This window comes from Lacisediminihabitans sp. FW035, from assembly GCF_054880895.1.
The window spans coordinates 1594991-1619388 of record NZ_CM142187.1 but is presented as its reverse complement, the minus strand read 5'-3'; the positions used below and the strand labels follow the sequence as shown (position 1 = coordinate 1619388).

The window sequence follows — 24398 nt, the reverse complement described above, 5'->3', positions numbered from 1 at the left end:
AGGTCCTTTGTCTAGTTGACTCTGAGGCGGGAAAACGCGCGGATGCTCAGCGGCACGAAGATGGCGAGGATTGTCAGGGACGCGACGAGAACGATCCCGATTGCGTTGGCCTGCAGCCAGGTCTCCTCAGAGGTGGCGGCCGGCAGGTTGCCGAAGAGTTCGCGGGTGGCGTAGACGAGCGCCGAGATCGGATTCCATTCCGCGATTGTGCGCAGCGGCTGGGGTAGCGTGCTGGCCGGTACGAACGCCTCGGAGACGCACGTGAGCGGGAACAGCAGCAAGAGTGATGCGCTGGTTATTGCTTCCGGATTGCGCACCTTGAGGCCGAGGAGAATCATCAACCACGACATCGCGTACGCAAAGAGCAGCAGCAGAGCGACTGCGCCGATGGTTCCAACCGCCTCGCCGCGAGGGCGCCACCCCACTGCCAGCCCTGCAGAGATCATCACAGCTATCGACAGCACGGAGACGACGAAATCGGCACCGGTGCGTCCCACAAGAACCGTGGCGCCGTTGATCGGCAGAGTGCGGAGCCGCGAGATAAAGCCGCTTTGGGTGTCCTGCGCCATGGATGATGCGGTGATGGTCGCGCCGAACACGATGGTCTGGGCGAAGATGCCCGCCATGATGAAGTCGGTGTAGCTGACGCCGGGGATGGCGATGACCCCTGAGTAGACGAATGTGAACAGCAGCACAAAGATCACAGGCTGAATCAGCGTGAACGCGACGATGCTGGGTTCGCGTCGAACGCGAATGAGGTTGCGCCAGACGATCGCCCGGCTGTGAGCAGACACGCGCCGGTCATTGCGCGGAAGGGGGGTCCAGGGGATCGTGCTCACTGTGAATCCTCACTCTGGTCGCGGTCGAGGTTTGTGGTGCCGGTCAACTGGAAAAACACGTCATCGAGGGTGGGGCGGCGGATGCCCGCGTCGGTGAGTTCGATGCCCGCGGACTCGAACTCCAGCAAAAGCCCCGACAGGGTGCGAGTTCCTTGCCCGATGGGCACGGACAGCTCTCGAGCGTCGCCGCCGCCGATGGACGCTTCATCTCCAACCACCCGGCGCGCAACGGAGACTGCGGCTTCGCGATCTGTGGCGTCTTCGAGCGTGAGTTCGGCTCGCTGGAGACCGACCGAGTTTTTCAGCTCATCGGCGGTGCCCTCAGCAATTACACGACCACTGTCGATAACCGAGATCGAGTCGGCGAGGCGATCGGCCTCCTCTAGGTACTGAGTGGTGAGTACTACTGTGGTGCCCCGTGCGGCCAGCTCGGCGATCAGCTCCCACACGCCTTGACGGCTGCGGGGGTCGAGGCCGGTGGTGGGTTCATCGAGGAACAACACCTGAGGTTCGGCAAGCATCGCCCCGGCAATGTCCACTCGGCGTCGCATTCCGCCCGAGTATTCCTTCACTGATCGATCCTTCGCATCGACAAGGTCGAAGCGTTCGATCAATTCCATTGCCCGTTCGAGCGGTTTCTTGGTTGTGCGGCGGCTGAGGCTCGCGATCAGGCGAAGGTTTTCGAGACCGGTCAGCCGATCATCCACCGCGGCCGACTGACCGGATGCTCCGATGAGTTCGCGCACCGCCCCAGGCTGGGCGACGACGTCGAGGCCGGCGATTGTGGCACGACCGGAGGTAGGAACCGTGAGAGTGGTGAAGACCTGCACGGCGGTGGACTTGCCAGCGCCGTTCGGGCCGAGGAGGGCTCTCACCTCACCTCGCGCGACCGCGATACTGAGGCGGTCAAGCGCCGTCACGGTACGGCCACGGCCGAGCCGATAGATCTTGGTCACCTCGTCGGCCGTGATCATGTTGTCTCTCTGTGATGCACCGGTCACGACTTTCTCCCTTGGATGATTCGGAAACCGAATTGAATTAATATGTCGGAATCCGAATGAGTTGTCAAGTATGATGGCGGGATGGCCGATGAAATCGGGGCGCCGAGCGGCGCGAATATCGGGCCCGACCACCACCGATTACCTCTGGCCCCGGATCCGCTTGCCTTCGCGCTTGTGGCTCTGAAAGATGCGTTCCGAGCCAGCGATCGCCACATCGCCGCCCAACTAGACCTGAAACCGCAGGAATACCTAGCGATGGTGCACATTCTGGAGGGGCGAGGCGAGCTCGGCACCGTCGAACTCTCGACGCGAATCGGTCTCGCCGTGCCCACCACCACTGAACTCATCGATCGGCTTCAGCGCTTCGGGCATGTCGAAAGGCGACGGGACTTGTCGGACGGCAGACGCGTGCAAGTTGCGCCGACTCAATCGGCGATCGCCGCGATTATCGGCGCGATCGGACCTTCAATGGGCGACGTGGATCGGATTACAAAGAGCTACACACCGGGGGAACGAGAACTCATAGCTCGGTTTCTGACGGAGGTCACAGATTCCCTGCGTGCGGACGGCGGGAGTAATCCCCAGCTGCCCGAGCACGGCATTAAGAGCTGACGAGCGCAATTGGCGCCGCCAGGCTTGCGGCGTCACCGACATGCCCATCCCGCTGGTTGCCTATGAAGGCCCACGCCCGCAGCCGATCAGGTCGAAGGCATTGGAGACGGACGAGTGCTCTTCCGGCCAGATCAGGGCCGCGATAGTCGTCACAAACATCCGTCGCCCCCGAATGGCATCGGATACGCCCTCAGAGACCAAACCGAACGTGAAGCCGCATCCACTCGGGCGCGGGGAGGGCGTTCACAAGCCGACGCCTCAGCGGACGTGGCGCGACTGGTTTCGTACTGCACTCTGGCGACGGTCTGGAGCGATGCACTGGTCCCCCAACACCAGATCAACACGGTGCGCACTTCTCGGGCGAGTGCGCCCAAGTGACCTACGCGAAAATCTAGCTGAATAGCACTGTGCGAAGTGGGCCCTACCGGGCTCGAACCGATGACATCCACGGTGTAAACGTGGCGCTCTACCAACTGAGCTAAAGGCCCGCAGCGCGCGCCCGCGAGGGCGGCTGCGACGAATCAATAGCGTACAGGCATCCGCACCGGCCGTGCGTCGAACGGCGACTTACACTCGCACCATGACGAAGTCGACACGCCCGCATCCCGAAGCCACTACCGGGCGTCCAAAGCACCCGAGCCCCATCCGAGACTGGCACGAGGATCATCGTGCCCACCTCACGCGCGGCGAGCGTGCGGCCGACATAATGCGCAACGGCATGGGCAGCTGGAAGTTCGTGGGCGGCTTCGTCGCGTTCATGATCGTCTGGGCGATCCTGAATTCAGTGACGAAAGGGTGGGACCCCTATCCCTTCATCCTGCTGAATCTCTTCCTGAGCATGCTCGCGGGCTTGCAGGGGGCGATCCTGCTGATCGCGGCGAAGCGCCAGGATGCCATCGCCGCGGCCCTCTCCCAGCACGACTATCAGACGAACCTCGCGGCCAAGACCGACATCGACGCCGTGCTGGAGATCAACAACCGCCAACTCGAGATGATCGCCGAGCTGCGAGAGATCCTGCGACGGCTCGACCCGGAAGGGAAGAACTTCTAAACGGTCACCGGGGTGAGCTCGGCAAGCGCATCGCGATAGGCCGCGATCGAACGCGCCTCTCCGGGTGCCGTGACGAAACTGGCGCGGATGATGCCGTTCACGTCGATGAGGAAGCTCGCGCGATTGGCGAAGCCCTTTTCGGGGAGGAAGACGCCGTACTCCTTGGCCACCGCTCCGTGAGGCCAGAAATCGGCGAGGAGGTTGAAGTCGTATCCCTCGGCCTCGGCGAAGGCCCGCAGAGTGGCTTTGGAGTCGACCGAGACACCGAGCAGTTCGATGCTCTTGTCGCTGAACAGAGCGAGATTGTCGCGCAACTCACAGAGCTCGCTCGTGCAGGTGCTCGAGAAGGCGAGCGGGAAGAAGACGAGGGCGACCGGCTTCTTGTGCCGGAAGTCACTCAGTCTGATGTGCTCGCCGAATTGGTTGGCGAGCTCGAAATCGGGTGCCTGGGTGTCGTTTTCCAGTGCCATGTGCAGTTCCTATCCTCCGGAAGATGTGAACATCCGGTAAACACGATTTGCAAGCATACGCCCGCGACCGGTACACACCTACGGTCAGGGCCTCGCGACAGAGACGCTGTAAGTGAACTCGCGGCTCCCATGCGGCTGAAGCACGAACTGGTGCGGCTTCTCGCTGTATTCACCGGAGAAGCCCTCGGCGGCCGTCATGCCGAACCAGGGCTCGATGCAGACGAACTCCCCCGGGGCCTTTGACCACACCCCGAGGATGGGGAAGTCCGGGAAAGACACCGTGATGCTGGGTGCGCCGGGCGCCGAATACCGCACGGACCGACTGGACAGACTGTCGAAGATCACCGCGTCCGCCGCGAAGATCGACTCGTCGAGCGACAGGGTGCTGCCCACTATCGGGTTCGAGAAGCGCTCGGCCTTGAGCAGCCCGTTCGCGATGCGGCGGATCGGAGCGGTCTCCGGCAGGTCGAACTCGATGCTGTGCTCCGTGCGCCCCGATGCCCCCGGCAGGGGCCACGCGAAGCCGGGGTGAGCGCCGAGGGACGCGGAAAACGGCTCCGTGGCGAGATTCGAGACGGTCTGGATGACCCGTACCGTGGCATCCACCAGCTCGAACCGCACCTCGAGACGGAAGGCGAACGGGAAGTGGATGAGAGTCTGCGCCGAGTGCTCGAGGGTGAAGGCGACCTCGGTGTCGCTGATGCGATCGACCGCGAACTCGAGATCGCGCGCGAACCCATGCTGGAAGATGGGATAGGCGACCGAATCGTGAACGAGAATGTCCCCGGGCATCCGTCCGATTATGGGGAAGAGCACCGGGGCACGTCGGCCCCAGGCGGCCCCGCCCTGCCAGAGCAGCTGTTGACCCGGATGCCCGGTCGCATCTGGCTCGGCGCCGACGAGCTCGAGGCCGGCCAGCTCTGCACCCTTCGAGTCGATGCGGACTGTGAGAGTGTGATTACCGAGCTCGACGATCGCCATGGAGCAGACGCTACCGCACCGTGCGCGAGTCGCACCGGCTGCGAGAACTAGACTCGATGAGGCCCTTCATCCCGGCGACTGTCGCAACCCGATCGTCACCGCGCGGGGCACGGATTGTCCATTGAAACGATGCGAGGTCGACGTTGACGGTAAACGACCAGGACCCCTACTCGGTGAATCACACCGACCAGGACCCTGAGGAAACTGCGGAATGGCAGGAGTCCCTCGATGCGCTGGTGGCAGCGCAGGGCCACGAGCGTGGGCGGGAGATCATCCTCAGCCTGTTGAAGCGGTCGAAGGAGCTCCACCTCGGAGTGCCGATGGTTCCGACCACCGACTACCTCAACACGATCGCTCCCGAGAACGAGCCCGAATTCCCGGGCGACGAAGACCTCGAGCGCCGGTACCGCGCCTGGCTGCGCTGGAATGCCGCAATCATGGTGCACCGCGCCCAGCGCCCCGGCATCTCCGTCGGTGGCCACATCTCCACCTACGCCGGCTCCGCGACCCTCTACGAGGTCGGCAGCAACCACTTCTTCCGCGGCCATGATCACGTCGGCGGCGGCGACCAGGTCTTCTACCAGGGCCACGCCTCCCCCGGTATGTACGCGAGGGCGTTCCTCGAGGGGCGCCTCTCGACCGACCAGCTCGATGGGTTCCGCCAGGAGAAATCGCACCAGGGCGGCGGACTCTCGTCGTACCCGCATCCGCGCCTCATGCCGGACTTCTGGCAGTTCCCCACGGTGTCGATGGGACTCGGTCCGATCAATGCGATCTACCAGGCGCAGTCGAACAAGTACCTCACCAACCGCGGCATCAAGGACGCCTCCGACCAACAGGTCTGGGCATTCCTCGGCGACGGCGAGATGGATGAGGTCGAGAGCCGTGGGGCCCTCCAGCTCGCGGCAAACGACGGCCTCGACAACCTCAACTTCGTGATCAACTGCAACCTGCAGCGCCTCGATGGACCGGTGCGCGGCAACGGCAAGATCATCCAGGAGCTCGAGAGTTTCTTCCGCGGTGCCGGCTGGAACGTCATCAAGGTGGTCTGGGGGCGTGAGTGGGATGAACTGCTCGCCCGCGACTCGGATGGCGCGCTCCGCGACCTGATGAATCGCACCCCGGATGGCGACTACCAGACCTACAAGGCGGAGAACGGCGCCTACGTGCGCGAGAACTTCTTCGGCCGCGACCCGCGAACCCTCGAGATGGTCAAGGACTACTCCGACGACAAGATCTGGGGTCTCAAGCGCGGCGGACACGACTACCGCAAGGTGTACGCGGCCTTCAAGGCGGCATCCGAGCACAAGGGCCAGCCCACCGTGATCCTCACCAAGACGGTGAAAGGCTACGGCCTCGGCCCGTCCTTCGAGGGGCGCAACGCGACCCACCAGATGAAGAAGCTCACGCTCGACAACCTCAAGCAGTTCCGCGACGTGATGCGCATCCCCATCACTGACGCCGTGCTCGAGGAGAACCCCTACCTCCCGCCCTACTACCACCCGGGCGAGGACGACGAGGCGATCCAGTACATCCGCGAGCGTCGTGCGGCCCTCGGCGGATACCTGCCCGAGCGACGCACCCGACACGTACCCATCTCCCTTCCGGACGAGTCGGCCTACGCGATCGCGCGCAAGAGCTCCGGCAAGCAGGAGATCGCCACCACCATGGCGTTCGCACGCCTGCTCAAGGACCTGCTCAAGTCGAAGGACTTCGGGCACCGGATCGTGCCAATCATCCCGGATGAAGCGCGCACCTTTGGAATGGACGCGTACTTCCCCACGGCGAAGATCTACAACCCGAGCGGCCAGCAGTACACCTCTGTCGATCGCGAGCAGCTGCTCGCTTACAAGGAGAGCCCGCAGGGTCAGATCGTGCACGTGGGTATCAACGAGGCCGGAGGCTTCGCGGCCTTCACCGCGGCGGGTACCTCTTACGCGACCCACGGAGAGCCGCTGATCCCGGTCTACGTCTTCTACTCGATGTTTGGGTTCCAGCGCACCGGCGACGCCATGTGGGCTGCCGGCGACCAGATGGCCCGAGGGTTCATCGTCGGCGCGACGGCAGGACGCACCACGCTCACGGGCGAGGGACTCCAGCACGCGGACGGTCACTCCATCCTGCTCGCGTCGACCAACCCGGCCGTCGTCTCCTACGACGCGGCCTACGGCTACGAACTCGGCCACATCGTCAAGGACGGGCTGGATCGCATGTACGGGGGCACTCATCCGCACCCGAACGTCATGTACTACCTCACGGTGTACAACGAGCCGATCGTGCAACCCGCCGAGCCGGAAGACCTCGACGTCGACGGCCTGCTCCGGGGCATCTACCGGCTGAACACGAGCTCGGTGCAGGGGCCGAAGGCGCAGTTGCTCGCCTCCGGCGTCGCAGTGCCGTGGGCCCTCGAGGCCCAGCAGTTGCTGGCCGAGGATTGGGGCGTGTCGGCGGATGTCTGGTCCGTGACGTCCTGGACCGAACTGCGTCGCGACGGCCTCGCTGCGACGGAGCAGAACTTCCTCAATCCCAACTTCGAGAAGCGGGTGCCCTATGTCACCCAGAAACTCGCGGGAGCCGAGGGTCCGTTCGTCGCGGTCACCGACTTCATGCACGCCGTGCCTGACCAGATCCGTGCATTCGTGCCCGGGGACTTCGCCACGCTGGGAGCCGACGACTTCGGCTTCTCGGACACCCGGGCCGCGGCGCGTCGATTCTTCAAGATCGACGGCCCGTCGCTGGTCGTGCGCACCCTCGAGTCGCTCGTCGCCCAAGGCAAGCTGCACCCGGGCATCCCGCAGCAGGCCATCGAGCGGTACCGCCTGCACGACGTGACCGCCGGCACGACGGGTACGGCGGGCGGCGAGAGCTAGCCCGACGCTCACGACGATATGGCACCTGCGGTCAAGACCAAGGAACAGACTCTCGCCTGGCTTCGGGCGATCTCCGGTGAGCTCGCCACGGCGACGCTCAAGCGACTCGACGACACGCTCTCCTGGTACGGCGAGATGCCGCCGGGTCGGCGTTCGGCGGTAGGCCTCGTCGCGCAGGCAGGTATCACCTCGTTCATCCACTGGTACGACGACCCCACGTCGACGCCCTGGATCGCGGCGGATGTCTTCGGCGCGGCCCCGCGAGAACTGCTGCGTTCGGTGAGTCTGACACAGACTCTGCAGCTCATCCGGGTCACGGTCGAAGTGGTGGAGGACCGCGTCAAGGGCGCCGACGAGACGGTGCGCGAGGCGATTCTGCTGTACTCCCGCGAGATCGCATTCGCCGCAGCGGATGTCTACGCTCGCGCGGCCGAAGCCCGTGGGCTCTGGGACGCCAGACTCGAGGCCCTCGTGGTCGATTCGATCCTCAGCGGGGAATACGACGACGAGCTACCGTCACGCATCGCTGCCCTCGGCTGGCACGGCCACGGGGAGGTGTCGGTGCTGGTCGGCACCGCGCCGAAGATGCTCGACGTGGACATGCTGCGCCGCACCGCACGGCATCTCGACGCCGATGTGTTGATCGGTGTGCAGGGAAGTCGCCTCGTGCTCGTGATCGGCCGCGCGCATCCCACACCTCAGGCCGACGAACCTGCCGGGGCGACTCTCACGCCGTTCCTCGAGATCGCGACCGCCCTCGAGCCCGGCTTCGGTGATGGCCACCTGGTACTCGGCCACCAGGTGCCCTCCCTCGTGGAGGCATCCCGCAGCGCCAAGGCAGCGCTGGCCGGTTTCGCCGTCGCCCGCTCGTGGCGCAACGCGCCGCGACCGACCCTGGCCGACGACCTCCTTCCCGAGCGAGCCCTGGCCGGGGACGCCCTGGCCCGCGCGACCCTCATCAACCGCATCTATAAGCCGCTGCAGGCGCATTCCACCGAGTTGCTCGCAACTCTGTGGTGCTACCTCGACAACGGACGATCGCTCGAGGCCACAGCGCGCGAGCTCTTCGTGCACCCGAACACGGTGCGGTATCGCCTCAAGCGCGTCTCGGAGGTGATCGGCTGGGATGCCACGGGCGCCCGCGAGTCGCTGATCCTGCAGGCGGCACTCATCATCGGCTCGATCGCAGAGCCCGACGGGCCTTTGCGCCGCCGCTAGACGGCCGCGGGACTCCTCCGCCGCCTCACATGTTCGCCCAGCCCAGCTCGACGGGGCGGATGCCGCTGGCGAACACCACCCCGGCGCCGCAAAGTGTGGAATCGCTCCAAAGCTTCGTCGGAATCTTGGTGTGGGTCTACAACCCGCCCCCGGCCCCACCACGGCAGACTGGAGTGATGATCGTCGTCGTCTGTCCCGGCCAGGGTTCCCAAACTCCCGGCTTCCTCTCCCCCTGGCTGGCCGAGTCCCGCTTCGCCGATCACCTCGCCACACTCTCGGATGCCGCGGGAATCGACCTCGCGGCGCACGGCACGACCTCCGACGCCGACACGATCCGCGACACCGCCGTCGCCCAGCCGCTGATCGTCGCTGCCGGGCTTCTGACGCTCTCGGCCCTGCTCGACGGCCGTCGCGACCGCATCGGCGGCGTGGCCGGCCACTCAGTGGGCGAGGTGACCGCTGCGGCGGCCGCGGGTATCCTCACCGAGACGGATGCGATGATTCTCGTTCGCGAGCGCGGCTCGGCGATGGCCGGCGCCGCTGCGCTGGAGCCCACGGGCATGAGCGCTGTCATCGGCGCCGATGAAGACGAGCTGCTCGCCCGCCTTGCCGACCTCGGACTCGAGCCGGCGAACTTCAACGGTGGCGGCCAGATCGTGGTGGCGGGCGCACTCGACGCTCTCGCCGCGCTCAAAGAGGCACCGCCCGCCGGAGCGCGGGTCATCCCACTCCAGGTCGCCGGCGCATTCCACACGCGGTATATGGCCCCAGCCGTCGCGCATCTCTCGACCGTCGCCGCGGGCATCGAGAAGCACGATCCGACCCTCCCCATCTGGACGAATCACGATGGCACGATCGTGCCGACCGGAGCGGCATTCATCGACCTGCTCGTCGGGCAGGTTTCCTCCCCTGTACGGTGGGACAAGACAATGGACGCATTCGCTGCCGCCGGCGTCACCGGACTTATCGAGATCGCCCCCGCCGGAGCCCTGGTGGGCCTGGCGAAGCGCGGCCTCAAGGGAGTACCAACGGTGGCCGTCAAGACTCCGGACGATCTCTCTGCGGCATTCGACCTGATCGACGGGAAGTCATGAGCCACCCCATCCTGAACCAAACCACGGGCGCGCAGTTCACGCGCATCTACAGCTACGGCGCTGCACGCGGCGATCTCGTCGTGCCCAACGATGAGCTCATCGGCCCGATCGATTCGAGCGACGAATGGATCCAGCAGCGCACGGGCATCGTCACCCGCACCCGCGCCTCCGCCGGTATTCTCGCGGTGGATCTCGCAACGGATGCCGCCCGCGAAGCCATCGAGAAGTCCGGCGTCGCTGCCGACCAGATCGACCTCGTGATCATCGCGACGATCAGCAACGTGCAGCAGACGCCATCAATGGCAGCGGTTGTGGCGGATCGGGTCGGCTCGAACCCGGCAGCGGCCTACGACACCAACGCCGCCTGTGCCGGATTCAGCTACGCGGTCACGCAGGCCGACGCGCTCATCCGCTCGGGCGCCGCGCACTATGCGCTGGTGATCGGTGCCGAGAAGCTCTCCGACGTTGTCGACCCGACCGATCGATCCATCTCGTTCCTGCTCGGAGACGGAGCCGGTGCCGTGGTGATCGGACCGAGCGACAGCCCGGGCATCGCTCCGGCCGTCTGGGGCTCCGATGGCTCGAAGGCGGATGCCGTCGGCATGAACTCCACGCTCACCGAATTCCGCGACGGCACGGCCGAGTGGCCGACCCTCCGCCAGGAGGGCCAGACCGTGTTCCGCTGGGCAGTCTGGGACATGGCGAAGGTTGCGGGTCGGGCTCTCGAGGCCGCCGGCATCACCTCGGCGGACCTCGCCGCCTTCATCCCCCACCAGGCCAACATGCGCATTATCGACGAGTTCGCCAAGCAGCTGAAGCTGCCGGATTCGGTGATGATCGCGCGCGATATCGCGACGACCGGCAACACCTCGGCCGCATCGATCCCCCTCGCCACCCACCGGCTTCTCGCGGAGCATCCGGAACTCAGCGGCGGTCTCGCCCTGCAGATCGGGTTCGGCGCGGGGCTGGTCTTCGGAGCCCAGGTCGTTGTGCTCCCGTAAGATAATCAACGGTCAAACGACACCCCCAAGGAGATAACACAATGGCACTGTCCACCGAAGAAGTACTGGCCGGTCTCGCCGAGCTCATCAATGACGAAACCGGCATCGCCACCGACTCGGTGGAGCTTGGCAAGTCGTTCACCGACGACCTCGACATCGACTCGATCTCGATGATGACGATCGTCGTCAACGCCGAAGAGAAGTTCGACGTGAAGATCCCGGACGAAGAGGTCAAGAACCTCAAGACCGTCGGCGACGCCGTGAGCTTCATCGTCGCGGCCCAGGACTAGCACCGACCAGATTCAGCACCGCCCGGGACCAGCACCGCCCAGCACGACCTACCGGGCATGCTGGCCCACCAACGCGGCTGGCCAGCCCACGGAGAAACACCTGGGCTGGCTGCGCCCGTCGGACGACGCCCTTCGCGTCTATTCACCAGAGAGATGCCGTCATGACCAAGAAAATCGTCGTCACCGGGATCGGTGCGATTTCGCCGATCGGTGCCACTGCCCCCGAGACCTGGAAGGCGCTGCTCGCCGGCGCCTCCGGGGGCCGCAGCCTGGACTACGAGTGGGTCGAGAAATACGACCTCCCCGTGACCTTTGCCGCCGAGTCCATCGTGCGGCCCGAGGAATTCCTCGAGCGCCAGGAGGCCAAACGTCTTGACCCCTCCGCGCAGCTCGCGCTGGTCTCGGCACGCGAGGCGTGGAAGGACGCGGGCTCGCCCGAGGTCGCTCCCGAGCGACTCGGCGTCGACTACGCCACCGGCATCGGCGGTCTGTGGACCCTCCTCAACGGCTGGGACACCCTGCGCGAGAAGGGGCCGCGTCGGGTTCTCCCGATGACTGTACCGATGCTCATGCCGAATGCGGCATCCGCAGCCATCAGCATGGACCTGGATGCCCGCGCGTTCGCCCGCACCGACGTCTCCGCCTGCGCCTCGAGCACGGAGTCCATTGCGAACGCCTACGATCACCTGCAGGCCGGACTCGCCGACGTCATCGTCGCCGGTGGAACCGAATCGGTCATCCATCCCTTCACCATCTCGGCCTTCGCGGGGATGCAGGCACTCTCGAAGCGCAACGACGACCCGTCGACCGCATCCAGGCCTTACGACGTCGCCCGCGACGGCTTCGTCATGGGCGAGGGTGCCGCGACGATCGTGATGGAGACCGAGGAGCATGCCCTGGCTCGCGGGGCGAAGATCTACGCCGAGATCGCCGGCGGCGGAGTCACGAGCGATTCGTACCACATCACGGCGCCCGATCCCGAGGGTCGTGGGGCCGCGCGTGCGGTCTATGCGGCACTCGAGCAGGCGGGCGCGACCCCGGATGAGGTCGTGCACATCAACGCGCACGCCACCAGCACTCCCGTCGGTGACATCGCCGAATACAAGGCGCTGCTTTCCATTTTCGGTGACCGGCTGGGCGAGATCCCGGTCTCGGCAACCAAGGGTGCGACCGGCCATCTCCTCGGCGGTACCGGCGCGCTCGAAGCGATCTTCACGATCCTCGCCCTCCGCGACCGTGTCGCGCCCCCGACGATCAACCTGACTGAGCAGGATCCCGAGATCCCGCTCGACGTGGTCACGAGTCCCCGCCCTCTCGGCGAGGGGCCCCTGCTCGCCATCAGCAACTCGTTCGGCTTCGGCGGTCACAACGCCGTGCTGGCCTTCCGGAGCGTATGACCGCGGCGCCAGGCGGCCCCCTGAAGATCGCCATCGTCAGCGACTACTACTTCGACTACGTCGGGGGTGCCCAGACGTCGATGCGCCAGCAGAAGCTCGCCCTCGAAGAAGCCGGCCACACCGTGATCGTCGTCTCTCCAGCGCGTGGCCTGAGGGGCGCACGGTACCAGCGCTCGCCCGACGGCCTCCTGGTGAAACCGCTGTTCCGGCTGCCAGTGCTCGATCTGGCGGTGATCCCCAACAACGCCAAGAGCGTCGCAGCGCTGGAAGGATACCTCCGGGCCGAGCAGGTGGACGTGGTGCACGTTCAGACCGAGTTCGGGCTCGCCCATGTGGTCGACGCCGCCGCTGCGAACATGGGGATCCCCCTCGTACACACCGTGCACAGCTTCTACTGGGCGAGCGAGGGCCCTCCACAGGCATCCGTCGCCTGGTTCATCCGCTGGGCGCTGCAACTGGTCATCGGCGAGAAGATCCCCGACATCCAGTTCACCCCGCGCAAGACCGACAACCTGCTGCGCAACCTCGTGCTCGCGATGGCTCGCCGCGCGAAGCAGGTCGTCTCGCCCTCTAAACACCAGGCGGTGGATCTCGCGGCCGCCGGCGTCACCGGCACCATCTCCGTGATCCCCAACCCGATCGCGACCGCCGAGATCGAGTCCAACCCGCTCACCCTCGAGCAGGCACGTCGCCCGAGCTTCCTCTGGGTGGCGCGCTGCGAGCCGGTGAAGCGGCCCCTGTATTTCGCCCGGGCCGTCATCGCCGCGCTCGCGCGCACCGACAACGGGTTCACCGTCGACTTCGTCGGGGAGGGGTCAGACCTCGCGGCTCTCAAGCGGCTCGCGGCCGGTCATCCGGAGATGCGGGTGCAGGGTGCCCTGCCACACGACGAGGTGCTCGCCCTGATGGATGCCTCGGCCGCCATCGCCCTCACCTCTCTCGGCTTCGACAATCAGCCGATGACCATCGCGGAGGCCGTCAGCCGGGAGCGTGGCGTGCTCTACTGCGATCCGAAGCTCAAGGAGGGCCTGCTCAACTCCGGCTACCTCGCGGAGACTCCGGATGACGCGGGGCTGGCCGATGCGATCGTTGCCCTGGTCGAAGACCCGTCGCTCCTGGTGGGCCTGTCGAAGGGGGCGCTCATCGATCGGGAACTCTTCTCACCGACCAATTACGTCGACCGTATCGTCGAGGTCTATCACCGATAGGCGCCTTGCCGGCGAGGTCGGTCAGTCGACTTTCGTTAGCCGACTTTCGTTAGCCGACTTTGTGCAGCCAGACCACCTGGTTGGTGTCGCTGGAGTGACGGAAGGCCTCGAGCTCGTCGTCCCAGGCCTGTCCGAGGGCGAGACGCAGCTCACGGTGCAGCTCGAAGGCATCCGAGCCGGCGATCTCCATGGCGTACCGCACCCGATCCTCCGGGATCACCACGTTGCCCGCGGTGTCGGTCTGGGCGAAGAAGATCCCGAGGTCGGGCGTATGCATCCAGCGGCCGCCGTCGCTGCCGGGAGAAGAGTCCTCGGTCACCTCGAAGCGCAGGTGCTCCCAGCCACGGAGGGCGGAGGCGATCGCCGCCCCGGTGCCCTGGGCGCCTTCCCAGTAGAACTCGGTGCGCATGGATCCCTTGAGCACACGCTGCTCTTCCCACTGGAAGTTCACGGCGCGATCTATCGCTCCCCCTGCGGCCCACTCGATGTGCGGGCACAGCGCTCGCGGGGAGGAGTGCACGAAGAGAACACCCCGCGCCATTGCGACACTGGTATTGGTTAGTGCAGCCACGATAACTCCATTCCGTTGAGGTGCGACTTCCCCATCGACCTCGGAATGTTCCGTGCTGCGCTATTCAGTTGAACGGCAAGCCGTTTCGCTAATTATCGCGGAAATCCGCGGCAAATAACAACTGTGTAATTGCCGAGTCCTCTGTCGTCTATATACTCGGCATGGTTTTGATTCGGGGAGAGGAGACGCATGTCGGTGCGCGATGGTCTTCTCGCCGTCCTCTCACTCGGCGAGGGCTACGGGCTCCAGCTGCACTCAGAGCTCGCCTCACGCACTCCGCATCGGCGCCCGGTGAATGTGGGCCAGATCTACAGCACCCTCGAGCGACTCGCCCGCACCGGCCTCGTCGAACCCGCCGGAACCACCATCGACGCCCTCCCGCTCTACCGGCTCACCGCCGCCGGTGCGTCAGCCGCCGCATCCTGGATGACCGAACCAGTGCTCGACGGTCTCCCCGAGTGGACGGAGATGCTCGACCAGGTGCTCGTGACGAGCTCGATCGACCCGGTGGCCGCGAAGACGGTCGCAGAACGATATCGCCGCTGGTGGGAGGCCGATCTCGCCGCCACTCGGTCCGCCCCGGAGCCCGCCCTTGCCGATGCGCGCCTCGCTCTCGTCGCACGGGAAGCCCAGGCGGTCGCCGCGATCGCCTGGCTCGGATCCGCCATCGCCGCCCTCGTGGACTACGACTCGTTCCGCCCACTGTCGGACTCCCGACCCAAGCGAGGTCGCCGCGCATCGGCGCGGTGAGTCATTTCGCCTGGCCGTAGTCGTCCACGATCGCGACGGTCAGGGGGAAGGTCACCGGCAGAGCGCCGAACATGAGGCGGCCCGCCTCCTCCGCCGAGGTGTGGATCGCCGCTTCGACCTCCACCACCCGGTCCGCCGGGCAATGCACCACGACCTCGTCGTGCATGAAGAAGACCAGGTGAGGCGACTGCGTGATCCAGGCGCCGGATGATTCGTGCAGGGACCGCCTCAGGTTGGCCATCCAGCACAGGGCCCATTCCGCGGCGCTGCCCTGCACGATGAAGTTGCGGGTGAACCGGCCCCAGCTGCGCGCCTGCCCGCGGGCACGACTCGCGTCGACCTCCGTCGCGGTCTCGTCGTAGGCATCGGACTGCGTCGCCCGCCAGGCTGCCGACGGCAGAGGCGAGCTGCGTCCGAGTCGTGTCGTGACGACTTCGCCACGCTCGCCCGCGCGCGCGGCCTCTTCGACAAGCGCGATCGCCTTCGGATAGGTCTTCATGAGCTTGGGCATCAGCCGCCCGCTCTCGCCGGAGGTCGCCCCATACATCGCCCCGAGCATCGCCACCTTCGCCTGGTCACGGGTCTCTACGGCCCCGCTGGCGACGATACCGGCGTAGAGGTCGCCTGCGCTGCCCGCCTCGGCCATGCCCCGATCGCCCGACAGAGCGGCCAGGATTCGCGGCTCGAGTTGAGAGGCGTCGGCAACGACGAACTTCCAGCCCGGATCCGCCACCACAGCCCCACGAATCTGCTTCGGCAGCTGCAGCGCTCCGCCGCCGCCCTTGCTCGCCCAACGTCCCGTCACCACTCCCCCGGGCACATACTCGGGATGGAAACGCCCGTCGCGCACGTTCGAGTCGAGCCAGTGCCATCCATTCGCCGTCAGCAGGCGGGAGAGCTTCTTGTATTCGAGCAGCGGTTCGATGGCGGGATGCTTCAGCTTCTTGAGCTCCCACGACCGGGTCGAGGTCACCATGAGACCCGCGACGGCGAGTGCCTTGAGCAACTCGGCCGGCGAATCCGGATTGAGGGTGGGTGCCTCCAGCGCCTCCCGCAGTCGCTGCAGGGCGGCGTCGAGGAGAGCGGGTCGCAGCCCGGCCGCGGGGCGCGGTCCGAGATGACTCTCGAGGATTTCATTGTGGATGTCGCCGCGCCACGGCAGCCCGGCATACATCATTTCCGCTGCGATGAGAGCACCGGCGGACTCCGCCGCGATCAGCAGGCCGATGCGCGCCGGATCCTGCGCGCCCGCGATCGCGGCACGTTGCGCGGCGAACTCCGCGAGGGTGTCTTCGACGGGATCATCCGTGGGGTCGCCAGCGAAATCGAAGTCGAAGTCGAAAAGGGTGTGGTCTGCGGGCCGGTCGACCTCTTCGAGCGCGCCGCGATCCCAGGAGCTCGCGGGTGCCGAGGCGAGACCGGAGCCGGCCGTGAGTGCTGAATTACGCAGGATCGCGTGGGACAGCCGCAGGTCGACACATCGCTCGACCCGGACTCGCGCGCCGAGCAGCCGGGGATACCACCGGGAGGTGTCGTCCCAGACCCAGCGTGGACGCTCACGTTCCAGGTCGGCGACCGTCGGAGCGAATTCAGCCTCGGCGACGACCCGTTCCGAGCCTTCGAGCGCACCGTCGGCCGTCAGTCGCTGAAGGGCGATGCCCTCGCGGCGGGAGAAGACGGCGACATACACGACTCAATTGTGCGGGATGCCGCCGACCGTAGGCTCACACGAAGGGGGTCGCGGTCTCCATCAGGCGGGAGCGGATCATGAAGCGGACGCCCTCCGGAGACTCGACCGAGAAGCCGCTTCCGCGGCCCTTGACGACGTCGACCGTGAGGAAAGTGTGGCTCCAGTACTGGAACTGCTCGGCGGACATCCAGAAGTCGATGACCTGGGGGTCGCCGCCTTGAGGGGCTATGTCGAGTCGGCCGAGGAGAACGTCCTGGTCGGAGGTGAGGAAGTCGCCGGCGGGGAAGCACATGGGACTCGAGCCGTCGCAGCATCCGCCGGACTGGTGGATCATGAGGGGCCCGTACTGGTCCCACAGCTTGCGGAGAAGATCCACGGTCACGGGCAGGAACTCGACCCGCGGAATGGTCTCGCCGGGAACGGTGACCGTCGCGGTGACCACTCCGGTGCTTTCGATGACAGACATCGGTGTCCTTTCGATCTGGTCTCAGTATGCGCCCGAGACCGGTGACCGAGCCTGTCAGAGTGCCGACAGGCTCGATCCCCGGGGTGATGCGGGTTTAGAAGAAGCCCAGCTTGTTCTCGTCGTACGAGACGAGGAGGTTCTTCGTCTGCTGGTAGTGGTCGAGCGCCAGGCGGCTGTTCTCCCGGCCGATGCCCGAGCTCTTGTAGCCACCGAATGCTGCGCCCGCGGGGTAGGCGTGGTAGTTGTTGACCCACACTCGACCGGCCTGGATGTCGCGGCCCGCCCGATACGCGGTGTTGCCGTTTCGCGACCACACCCCCGCTCCGAGCCCGTAGAGGGTGTCGTTGGCGATCGAGATGGCATCGTCGTAGCCGTCGAAGCTGGTCACCGCGAGGACGGGTCCGAAGATCTCCTCCTGGAAGAGACGCATCTTGTTGTGGCCCTCGAAGATGGTCGGCTGCACGTAGTAGCCCTCGCTGAGGTCGCCGCCGAGGTCCGCACGCTCGCCACCGAGCAAGAGCTTCGCACCCTCCTGCTTTCCGATGTCGATGTAGCTCAGGATCTTCTCGAGCTGGTCGTTCGACGCCTGGGCGCCCACCATCGTGTCGGTGTCGAGCGGGTTGCCCTGCACCGCGAGCGAAGTGCGCTTCACCGCGTCGCCGAGGAACTTGTCGTAGATCGGCTTCTCGATGAGGGCGCGGCTCGGAGCCGTGCAGACCTCTCCCTGGTTGAACGCGAAGAGCGCAAAGCCTTCCTGGGCCTTGTCGTAGAACGCGTCATCCGCGTCCGCGACGTCCTTGAAGAACACGTTCGGGCTCTTACCGCCGAGTTCGAGGGTCGCAGGGATGATGTTCGCGCTCGCGTACTGCAGGATCAGCCGACCGGTGGTCGTCTCTCCGGTGAAGGCGATCTTGCGGATCCGCGGGCTCGACGCGAGCGGCTTGCCCGCCTCGACACCGAATCCGTTGACCACGTTGACGACTCCGGCGGGAAGGATGTCGCCGATCAGTTCCATCAGCACGAGGATCGACGCGGGCGTCTGCTCCGCGGGCTTCAGCACGATCGCGTTGCCAGCCGCGAGGGCAGGGGCAAGCTTCCAGACGGCCATGAGGATGGGGAAGTTCCACGGGATGATCTGGCCGACCACACCGAGCGGCTCGTGGTAGTGGTACGCCGTCATGCCGTTGTCCATCTCCGCGAAGCTGCCCTCCTGGGCACGGATAGCGGCGGCGAAGTACCGGAAGTGATCCGCGGCGAGGGGGATGTCGGCGTTGAGCGTCTCGCGAATGGCCTTGCCGTTGTCCCAGGTCTCGGCGAGGGCGAGAATCTCGGTGTTGGCGTCGATCACGTCGGCGATGCGGTTGAGTACCGCGGCCCGCTCGGTGGCACTGGTCTTGCCCCAGGCGGGCGCGGCCTTGTGGGCGGCATCGAGCGCCGCCTCGATGTCCTCGGCGGTTCCTCGGGCGACCTCGCAGAACGGCTTACCGTTGACGGGCGAGATGTCTTCGAAATACTGGCCTTTGACCGGCTTGACCCACTCGCCCCCGATCCAGTGCTCGTAGCGGGGCTTGTAGTTGAACTTCGCATCCGGTGTACCCGGGGCCGCATAAACGGTCATTGCAACTCCTGTCGACGACTCTGTCAAAAGAACCTAATGGGCTCCGTTGCAGGTTAGGAGCGTCGAGGTTGCGGGGAGGTTGCGACTTGTTGCAGGCCGAGTTCGGCTTCGATGCGCTCGAGGCGGGCGACGACCGCCGCACGCTTCGGAGACTTCGGCGGGAGCATCCTGAGACACGTCCTCCAGACCTCGGCGTCGTAGGCGGCTTCATCGGTGCGGGCGTAGGCGAGAAGAGTCTCGGCGGAGGCGTCGGTCAGCAACGCGTCACGCAGCCGTTGGCTCAGCTCCTGGCGCAGCTCGGCGATGCCCGGGGCAGAGGAGGTCGGAAGCAGTGCGCCAGAGTACGCCCCGAGCGCCACGCGGTGGGCACCGCGATCGAGGAACGCGAGCACCCGGTGGGCATCGAGCTCCAGTCGCGCCGGCAGCCGATACGGACGCGAGAGGGGCACGAGCGATTCATCGATGCGCTCGAGCACTTTGCGCAGGCGCACCATCTCGGCGCGCAGCGTGACGATCGAACCCTCCCTCTCGTAGACCAGCCCCGCAAGCCTGTCGACGGAGAGACCCTCTGGATGCCAGGCGAGCAGGGTGAGGATCTCGGAGTGTCGCGTGCTCAACTCGATCGACCGGCCCCCGACGGCGATTCGACCCACATCACTGCCGAGCACGGACAGCACGGGCGGCGCGATGGCCCGTGGGGCGGCGAGGACTGTCGCGGAGCGGCGTGGGCGCGAACTCAGCTCGTCCAGGCGTCGGATGCGCATCTCGGACTCGACGGCCGCCACAGCGGCCTCCAGCAGCGGAAGAGTGGCGGGGGCCACGGCATCCGCTCCCCCAGTGATGTCGATGACGCCCAGGATGCGCCCGGAGGCGGGGTCGTGCACGGGCACGGCCGTGCAACTCCACGGGTGGACGATGCGATTGAAGTGCTCCGCACCCTGGATCTGGATGCCGTGGTCGAGAGCGAGTGCGGTGCCGGGTGCGCTCGTGCCCACCGCGCGCTCCGACCAGTCGGCACCCTCGACGAAGAGCATTCCCTCCGCCTTGCGGCGGAGCGCCCGGTCTCCGTCGATCCAGAGTAACCGGCCGGCTTCGTCCCCGATCGCGACGATCAGACCGGCATCGAAGGTGTGCCGGATGAGCAGGCTGTGGATGGTGGGAAGCGCCAGCGCCATGGGGTGCGCGCTGCGGTATTCGTGAAGGTCGTCTTCGTCGAAATCGATCGCCGCTCCGAGGTGATCGGGATCGAGCTCGAGCTGCAGCGAACGCTGCCAGGACTCCTGCACGAGCCGACGCACGCCGCTCACGGCGGTTCGCGTCGCGATCACGGAGTCGTGCGCCGACGCGAGTCGCTGTCGCTCGGAGCTGTCGGTGGGGCGCGCGACTATCCAGGGGCTGGTCATGGCACCTCCGATCAGCATTGGTCGAGTGGCGCAATCCTAGTAGGCGGTACCGCGTGCCGCCCGTGAAGCGTCCCCGCCCCGTGCGGCACCGCACGGCGATGTACGGGCGGATGCGGTCAACCGGGGCCGGCGTGCCGACCCGAGTTGTCCGCGATGGCCCGGGAACGGGCGGCCGCATGGTTAAACGCCGACATGCAAGGGCCGGCCCGCGATCATTCGTGAAGCAGGGAACCATCCTTCTTCAGGACCTGCTTCTCGCCGGCCTCGATGGGCACGGAGAAGCGGTTCTGCTTCGGCGGCATCGGGCAGTTGAATGCATAGCTGAAGGCACAGGGCGGAAGAATTGCGCGGTTGAAGTCGAGGGTGATCGTGCCATCCGCATTCGGGGCCACGAACAGGAATCGGCCGACGCTGTAGGTGCTGTCGCCGCTGGTGGCATCAGAGAATACGAGCTGGAGCGCCCGGCCGGCCTTGAAAGCGGCCAGGTTGTAGTCGATGCCGTTTTTGGAGAAGGTGATCTCGCCGGGGATCGGTAGGTCGCGGGTCTTGCCGTCGTCCTTGAGGTGCTCGAAACCGACGGTCGTGCCATCCGGCAGTTCGGTGAAGGTGCCGGTGACCACCCAGTCCGGGTCGTAGTCGAATACGTCGATGGAGCCGAACTCCTGGATGCCCTCGGAGGCTGCGTCCCACACCCGCAGCGCGTAGGTGCCCTCCTCGCTGGCGATGACGAAGCCGGTCACGTGTTCGCTGAACACGATCTCACTCGGAGATTCGTGATCCTTACCGCGGACGATCGCCTCGCCGTCGACCAGTGCACCGTCGACCACGATGCCGTCGGATGCCGCGGCCGTGAGCCTGAGACCCGACTCGCCCGCGGGCAGTGGCGCCCAGGTGCCCGGCACCCCCCAGATGGTCTGCTCGGAATCGATCCACTGGGTGTTGACGAGCGCGAGGCTGCCCTTCGGCTGCACGACCGAGAGCTCACGCCGACCGTGATAGGTCGCGAGTGCCTCGGCCGGGGTCGGGGCGATGGGAGCTGATGTGGTGGTGTCGGTCATGGTTCCATCCTTGCTGAAGTCACTCCCAGTAACGATCGGTGACACTCGCGCATTCCCGTCAGGCGCCGCGACCGGACATGAAAAAACCGGCCCCGCACAAGTGCGGGACCGGTTAGTTCGGAGTATCAGCTGCGATGGGCGATGCCCACAGCATGCGGGGACCTTATCCGTGAGGAAGGAGACCCACAGCGCCTATTCGACGCACGAAGCTGCATCCAGTTCGGCCACTACGGCCGGAAGACTTGCGTCTTAGAGGGGACGAATGTTCTCGGCCTGAGGTCCCTTGGGGCCCTGGGCGAGGTCGAATTCGACCTTCTGGTTCTCGTCAAGCGACTTGTAGCCGCTCGAGGCGATCGCCGAGTAGTGTGCGAACACATCCGGGCTTCCGTCGTCCGGGGCGATGAATCCAAAGCCCTTTTCAGCGTTGAACCACTTCACTGTTCCTAGTGCCATAATTTTCTCCTTCAGGAGTCTTCGCGTGGACCCGACTTTCGGACCCACTCGTCGCGGTGTTCATCGTCCGCTCCCGAAAGAAACATGGCACCCATCGCGCTGGTTATTTCTAACCCGTGCGGCAAGCTCCAAGCATTCAAGATGTGCGAGGTACTGCAACTGCATGGCCAACTGTAGTGCACGTACCTCGTTTTGGGCACCCGTGTGACAAGAACGGAACACATTGGCCTCGAGTTCTTCTCAGCACGCCCGGCTTCCGGGCACCCCTGCGCGGTATCCGCGTGACGGAATCCCGCGGTTTCCTCGACCTCGGCCGTCCGGACTTCAAGCCGGAAGAACCGTGTCGTCGCGGCACGGCCACCACACCCTGGACTTGGACTCGGCCCACTGCGAGGTGACGATGGTGCCGGCCACCCCGCTCGCGCTTCGGAGGGTCACACTTTGGAGCGGCTGCCCCCACGCCTGATATACCCGACGATCGCCGTGACGACGAAGAGCACGATGCCGATGACGGCGAGCCAGAACAGCCCCTTGATGACGAACCCCAGGATGGCGAGCACGAGCCAGATGACGAGCAGGAGAACTATGAATCCGATCATGGTTGCGACGTTACTCCCTGTTCCGGAGGGACGAGGGCTCTCCCGTGAACTAGCGGGGCGAGATCGGGGGTCGCCACCATACTGGAGCCATGTCTGTGGCATCCCCGGTCCTCACGCAGAAGGAACTGCTTGCTCGTCGGCTTGCCGCACAACAGTTGATTCCGACGGCGAGCGCCTCGGTCACCGTCGCCGACACCGTGAGGCGGATGTTCGCCACCCAGTCCCAGGGCTTCGGGCAATCCGTCTGGGGTGTCGGACTCCGCACCCCCGGCGCGGGCCGCTCCGACGTGCTCCGCGCTATGGCGGAGGGATCGGTCGTGCGATCCTCATCGCTGCGGGGAACACTCATGATGGTCGCCGCGGAAGACCTGCGTGGCATCCTCACCCTCACCGCAGAGCGCACCATCGCGTCGACGCGCACCCGCCAGCGCCAGCTCGAACTCGACGAAGCGACGATGAGTCGAGCGCGCGAGGTGATCGAAGGGGCGATCGCCGGTCGGAATGCCCTCGGCCGCGACGCCGTCATGCGAACACTGGAGGATGCGGGCATTCGCACGGATTCGCAGCGCGGATACCACATCCTCTGGCTGCTCGCGGAACGCGGCATCGTGTGCTGGGGGCCACCGAACGGAACCCAGCAGGGGTTGGTGCTCGTCGAGGAATGGATCGCCCCGGCCGTGGAGCTCGACCGTGACGAACTGCTCACGCGGTTCGCGATCCGCTATCTCACGGGGCACGGTCCGTCGACCGTCGCCGACCTCGCGTGGTGGGGGCGACTTTCCCTCACCGACGTGCGTCGTGGCATCGCCGCTGCCGGGGACGCCCTGTGCGACGTCACCGTCGACGGCGTGGTGCACTGGATGGTGGCCGACCCCGACGCTCCCCCGACCCTGCGCGCGGATGCCCTCGCCCTCCCCGGATTCGACGAATACCTGCTCGGCTATTCCGAGAGATCAGCTCCGCTGCCGCCGCAACACTTCGAGAAGATCGTGCCGGGAGGCAACGGCATCTTCCTGCCGACGATCGTCGCGGCCGGACGGGTGATCGGCACCTGGCGCCGTACGGTCACCCAGGGCATCACCGTCATCGTGCCCGAGCCTTTCGGAGCGCTCACCCCGGCACAGTCCCGCACGTTCGACGCCGCGGCCGAACGCTATCGCGAGTTCCACGCGAACTGAGCAGCGCCTCGGCGGTCGTGCACGCCTGTCAGTCGAAGGCCACGTCGCAGCCGACACACCACCATTCACCATCGCGACGATCTAGGCCTCCGCCGCAGAGCGGGCATTCTGGATTATTCGGCATCACTGATCCACCCCCAGTCAATAGAGCTCGAGATCACCGGTGTCGGGCGCCGAGGGCTCGAGGTCACTCCCCGAGATGGGCCCACCATGAGCGTGGGTACTCGTGGCCCCGAGCTGCGTCGCACGGGCGCGGAGGTCGGCGGCAGCAGCAGTCGTGTCGGGCTCCGCCAAGCTCGTCTCGATCGGAGAGGTGATGAGTTCACTCGACGGACCGATCACGAGATTCACCAAGACGACCCGCCCATCCGGTAGCACGCTCGGCAATGTGACAACCTCTGCGACGCCGCTCATGGCGGCCGAGGCTGCGAAATCAAGCAATGCCGCAGCCCCGTCATCACTGGTGATGAACGACTCTCCCCCGTACGCAACACGTCTCATGGTTCTACCGTGCCCCTGATCCGGGAGGAATATCAGGACATTGCGCGAATACGGAGGAAGGCGTAATAAGTCTCGAAGT

Annotated in this window: 24 protein-coding genes and 1 tRNA gene; 11 read left to right on the top strand and 14 right to left on the bottom strand. The window is 65.9% G+C overall.

What is annotated here, in order from left to right:
• Positions 1 to 11: 11 nt before the first annotated feature.
• Positions 12 to 839 (bottom strand): ABC transporter permease, encoded by an 828-nt coding sequence (locus ACVXZ4_RS07830; protein WP_461797666.1) that lies wholly within the window; start codon positions 837 to 839, stop codon positions 12 to 14.
• Positions 836 to 1972 carry an ATP-binding cassette domain-containing protein gene (locus ACVXZ4_RS07825; protein WP_461797665.1) on the bottom strand — a complete coding sequence of 379 codons (1137 nt, stop codon included), beginning with the start codon at positions 1970 to 1972 and terminating at the stop codon, positions 836 to 838. The genes ACVXZ4_RS07830 and ACVXZ4_RS07825 overlap by 4 nt, the downstream gene beginning before the upstream one ends.
• Here ACVXZ4_RS07825 and ACVXZ4_RS07820 point away from each other — a divergent pair.
• A complete protein-coding gene (locus ACVXZ4_RS07820) occupies positions 1922 to 2452 on the top strand; it encodes a MarR family winged helix-turn-helix transcriptional regulator (protein ID WP_461797664.1) in 531 nt (176 codons plus the stop codon). The two genes, ACVXZ4_RS07825 and ACVXZ4_RS07820, sit on opposite strands and share 51 nt — an antisense overlap.
• Positions 2453 to 2867: 415 nt before the next feature.
• Here the strand turns inward: ACVXZ4_RS07820 and ACVXZ4_RS07815 are convergent.
• Positions 2868 to 2940: transfer RNA gene (locus tag ACVXZ4_RS07815), tRNA-Val, on the bottom strand.
• A 92-nt stretch (positions 2941 to 3032) separates the two neighbouring features.
• Here ACVXZ4_RS07815 and ACVXZ4_RS07810 point away from each other — a divergent pair.
• Positions 3033 to 3503 carry a DUF1003 domain-containing protein gene (locus ACVXZ4_RS07810; protein WP_461797663.1) on the top strand — a complete coding sequence of 157 codons (471 nt, stop codon included), beginning with the start codon at positions 3033 to 3035 and terminating at the stop codon, positions 3501 to 3503.
• Here ACVXZ4_RS07810 and ACVXZ4_RS07805 read toward each other — a convergent pair.
• Together ACVXZ4_RS07805 and ACVXZ4_RS07800 are read right to left on the bottom strand one after the other, a co-directional pair.
• Positions 3500 to 3973, bottom strand: coding sequence for a peroxiredoxin (locus ACVXZ4_RS07805; protein WP_461797662.1), 474 nt, complete (start codon positions 3971 to 3973; stop codon positions 3500 to 3502). The genes ACVXZ4_RS07810 and ACVXZ4_RS07805 overlap by 4 nt on opposite strands.
• An 84-nt stretch (positions 3974 to 4057) precedes the next feature.
• On the bottom strand, positions 4058 to 4954 hold the full coding sequence (locus ACVXZ4_RS07800; protein ID WP_461797661.1) for an aldose 1-epimerase family protein: 897 nt from the start codon (positions 4952 to 4954) through the stop codon (positions 4058 to 4060).
• Positions 4955 to 5097: 143 nt separating this feature from the next.
• Between ACVXZ4_RS07800 and aceE the strand changes: the two genes are divergently transcribed.
• From aceE to ACVXZ4_RS07765, 7 genes are all read left to right on the top strand, one after another.
• Positions 5098 to 7824, top strand: a complete 2727-nt coding sequence (gene aceE / locus ACVXZ4_RS07795) for a pyruvate dehydrogenase (acetyl-transferring), homodimeric type (protein ID WP_461797660.1) — start codon at positions 5098 to 5100, stop codon at positions 7822 to 7824.
• Between the two features lie 18 nt (positions 7825 to 7842).
• Entirely contained in the window at positions 7843 to 9042 is a 1200-nt protein-coding gene (locus ACVXZ4_RS07790; protein ID WP_461797659.1) for a PucR family transcriptional regulator, read from the top strand.
• A gap of 176 nt (positions 9043 to 9218) precedes the next feature.
• Positions 9219 to 10136, top strand: coding sequence for an ACP S-malonyltransferase (locus ACVXZ4_RS07785; protein ID WP_461797658.1), 918 nt, complete (start codon positions 9219 to 9221; stop codon positions 10134 to 10136).
• Entirely contained in the window at positions 10133 to 11137 is a 1005-nt protein-coding gene (locus tag ACVXZ4_RS07780; RefSeq protein WP_461797657.1) for a beta-ketoacyl-ACP synthase III, read from the top strand. The genes ACVXZ4_RS07785 and ACVXZ4_RS07780 overlap by 4 nt, the downstream gene beginning before the upstream one ends.
• A gap of 41 nt (positions 11138 to 11178) precedes the next feature.
• Positions 11179 to 11427 (top strand): acyl carrier protein, encoded by a 249-nt coding sequence (locus ACVXZ4_RS07775; protein ID WP_185200773.1) that lies wholly within the window; start codon positions 11179 to 11181, stop codon positions 11425 to 11427.
• A 161-nt stretch (positions 11428 to 11588) separates the two neighbouring features.
• The gene (locus ACVXZ4_RS07770; protein ID WP_461797656.1) at positions 11589 to 12824 is read left to right on the top strand and encodes a beta-ketoacyl-[acyl-carrier-protein] synthase family protein; all 1236 of its coding nucleotides are present in this window, start codon (positions 11589 to 11591) and stop codon (positions 12822 to 12824) included.
• Positions 12821 to 14032 (top strand): glycosyltransferase family 4 protein, encoded by a 1212-nt coding sequence (locus ACVXZ4_RS07765; RefSeq protein WP_461797655.1) that lies wholly within the window; start codon positions 12821 to 12823, stop codon positions 14030 to 14032. The genes ACVXZ4_RS07770 and ACVXZ4_RS07765 overlap by 4 nt, the downstream gene beginning before the upstream one ends.
• A 49-nt stretch (positions 14033 to 14081) precedes the next feature.
• On the opposite strand, the gene ACVXZ4_RS07760 is transcribed toward ACVXZ4_RS07765, so the two are convergent.
• Complete coding sequence (locus tag ACVXZ4_RS07760) at positions 14082 to 14573, bottom strand: DUF3145 domain-containing protein (protein ID WP_185204076.1); 492 nt, start codon at positions 14571 to 14573, stop codon at positions 14082 to 14084.
• Positions 14574 to 14792: 219 nt separating this feature from the next.
• Between ACVXZ4_RS07760 and ACVXZ4_RS07755 the strand changes: the two genes are divergently transcribed.
• The gene (locus ACVXZ4_RS07755) at positions 14793 to 15353 is read left to right on the top strand and encodes a PadR family transcriptional regulator (RefSeq protein WP_461797654.1); all 561 of its coding nucleotides are present in this window, start codon (positions 14793 to 14795) and stop codon (positions 15351 to 15353) included.
• 1 nt (position 15354) lies between these two features.
• On the opposite strand, the gene ACVXZ4_RS07750 is transcribed toward ACVXZ4_RS07755, so the two are convergent.
• The 7 genes from ACVXZ4_RS07750 to ACVXZ4_RS07720 form a co-directional block, all read right to left on the bottom strand.
• Entirely contained in the window at positions 15355 to 17043 is a 1689-nt protein-coding gene (locus ACVXZ4_RS07750; protein ID WP_461797653.1) for a bifunctional 3'-5' exonuclease/DNA polymerase, read from the bottom strand.
• Between the two features lie 34 nt (positions 17044 to 17077).
• Positions 17078 to 17509 carry a DUF779 domain-containing protein gene (locus ACVXZ4_RS07745; protein WP_461797652.1) on the bottom strand — a complete coding sequence of 144 codons (432 nt, stop codon included), beginning with the start codon at positions 17507 to 17509 and terminating at the stop codon, positions 17078 to 17080.
• A gap of 94 nt (positions 17510 to 17603) precedes the next feature.
• Complete coding sequence (gene exaC, locus ACVXZ4_RS07740; protein WP_461797651.1) at positions 17604 to 19127, bottom strand: acetaldehyde dehydrogenase ExaC; 1524 nt, start codon at positions 19125 to 19127, stop codon at positions 17604 to 17606.
• Positions 19128 to 19180: 53 nt separating this feature from the next.
• On the bottom strand, positions 19181 to 20530 hold the full coding sequence (locus tag ACVXZ4_RS07735) for a GAF domain-containing protein (RefSeq protein ID WP_461797650.1): 1350 nt from the start codon (positions 20528 to 20530) through the stop codon (positions 19181 to 19183).
• Positions 20531 to 20742: 212 nt separating this feature from the next.
• The gene (locus ACVXZ4_RS07730; RefSeq protein WP_461797649.1) at positions 20743 to 21588 is read right to left on the bottom strand and encodes a DUF1684 domain-containing protein; all 846 of its coding nucleotides are present in this window, start codon (positions 21586 to 21588) and stop codon (positions 20743 to 20745) included.
• 249 nt (positions 21589 to 21837) lie between these two features.
• Entirely contained in the window at positions 21838 to 22041 is a 204-nt protein-coding gene (locus ACVXZ4_RS07725; protein ID WP_147784641.1) for a cold-shock protein, read from the bottom strand.
• A gap of 434 nt (positions 22042 to 22475) precedes the next feature.
• On the bottom strand, positions 22476 to 22640 hold the full coding sequence (locus ACVXZ4_RS07720) for a hypothetical protein (protein ID WP_461797648.1): 165 nt from the start codon (positions 22638 to 22640) through the stop codon (positions 22476 to 22478).
• Between the two features lie 89 nt (positions 22641 to 22729).
• Here ACVXZ4_RS07720 and ACVXZ4_RS07715 point away from each other — a divergent pair, with 89 nt between their 5' ends.
• Positions 22730 to 23818, top strand: coding sequence for a winged helix DNA-binding domain-containing protein (locus ACVXZ4_RS07715; RefSeq protein WP_461797647.1), 1089 nt, complete (start codon positions 22730 to 22732; stop codon positions 23816 to 23818).
• Positions 23819 to 23959: 141 nt separating this feature from the next.
• Here the strand turns inward: ACVXZ4_RS07715 and ACVXZ4_RS07710 are convergent, their stop codons facing one another.
• Positions 23960 to 24319 carry a hypothetical protein gene (locus ACVXZ4_RS07710; protein WP_461797646.1) on the bottom strand — a complete coding sequence of 120 codons (360 nt, stop codon included), beginning with the start codon at positions 24317 to 24319 and terminating at the stop codon, positions 23960 to 23962.
• Positions 24320 to 24398: the final 79 nt, after the last annotated feature.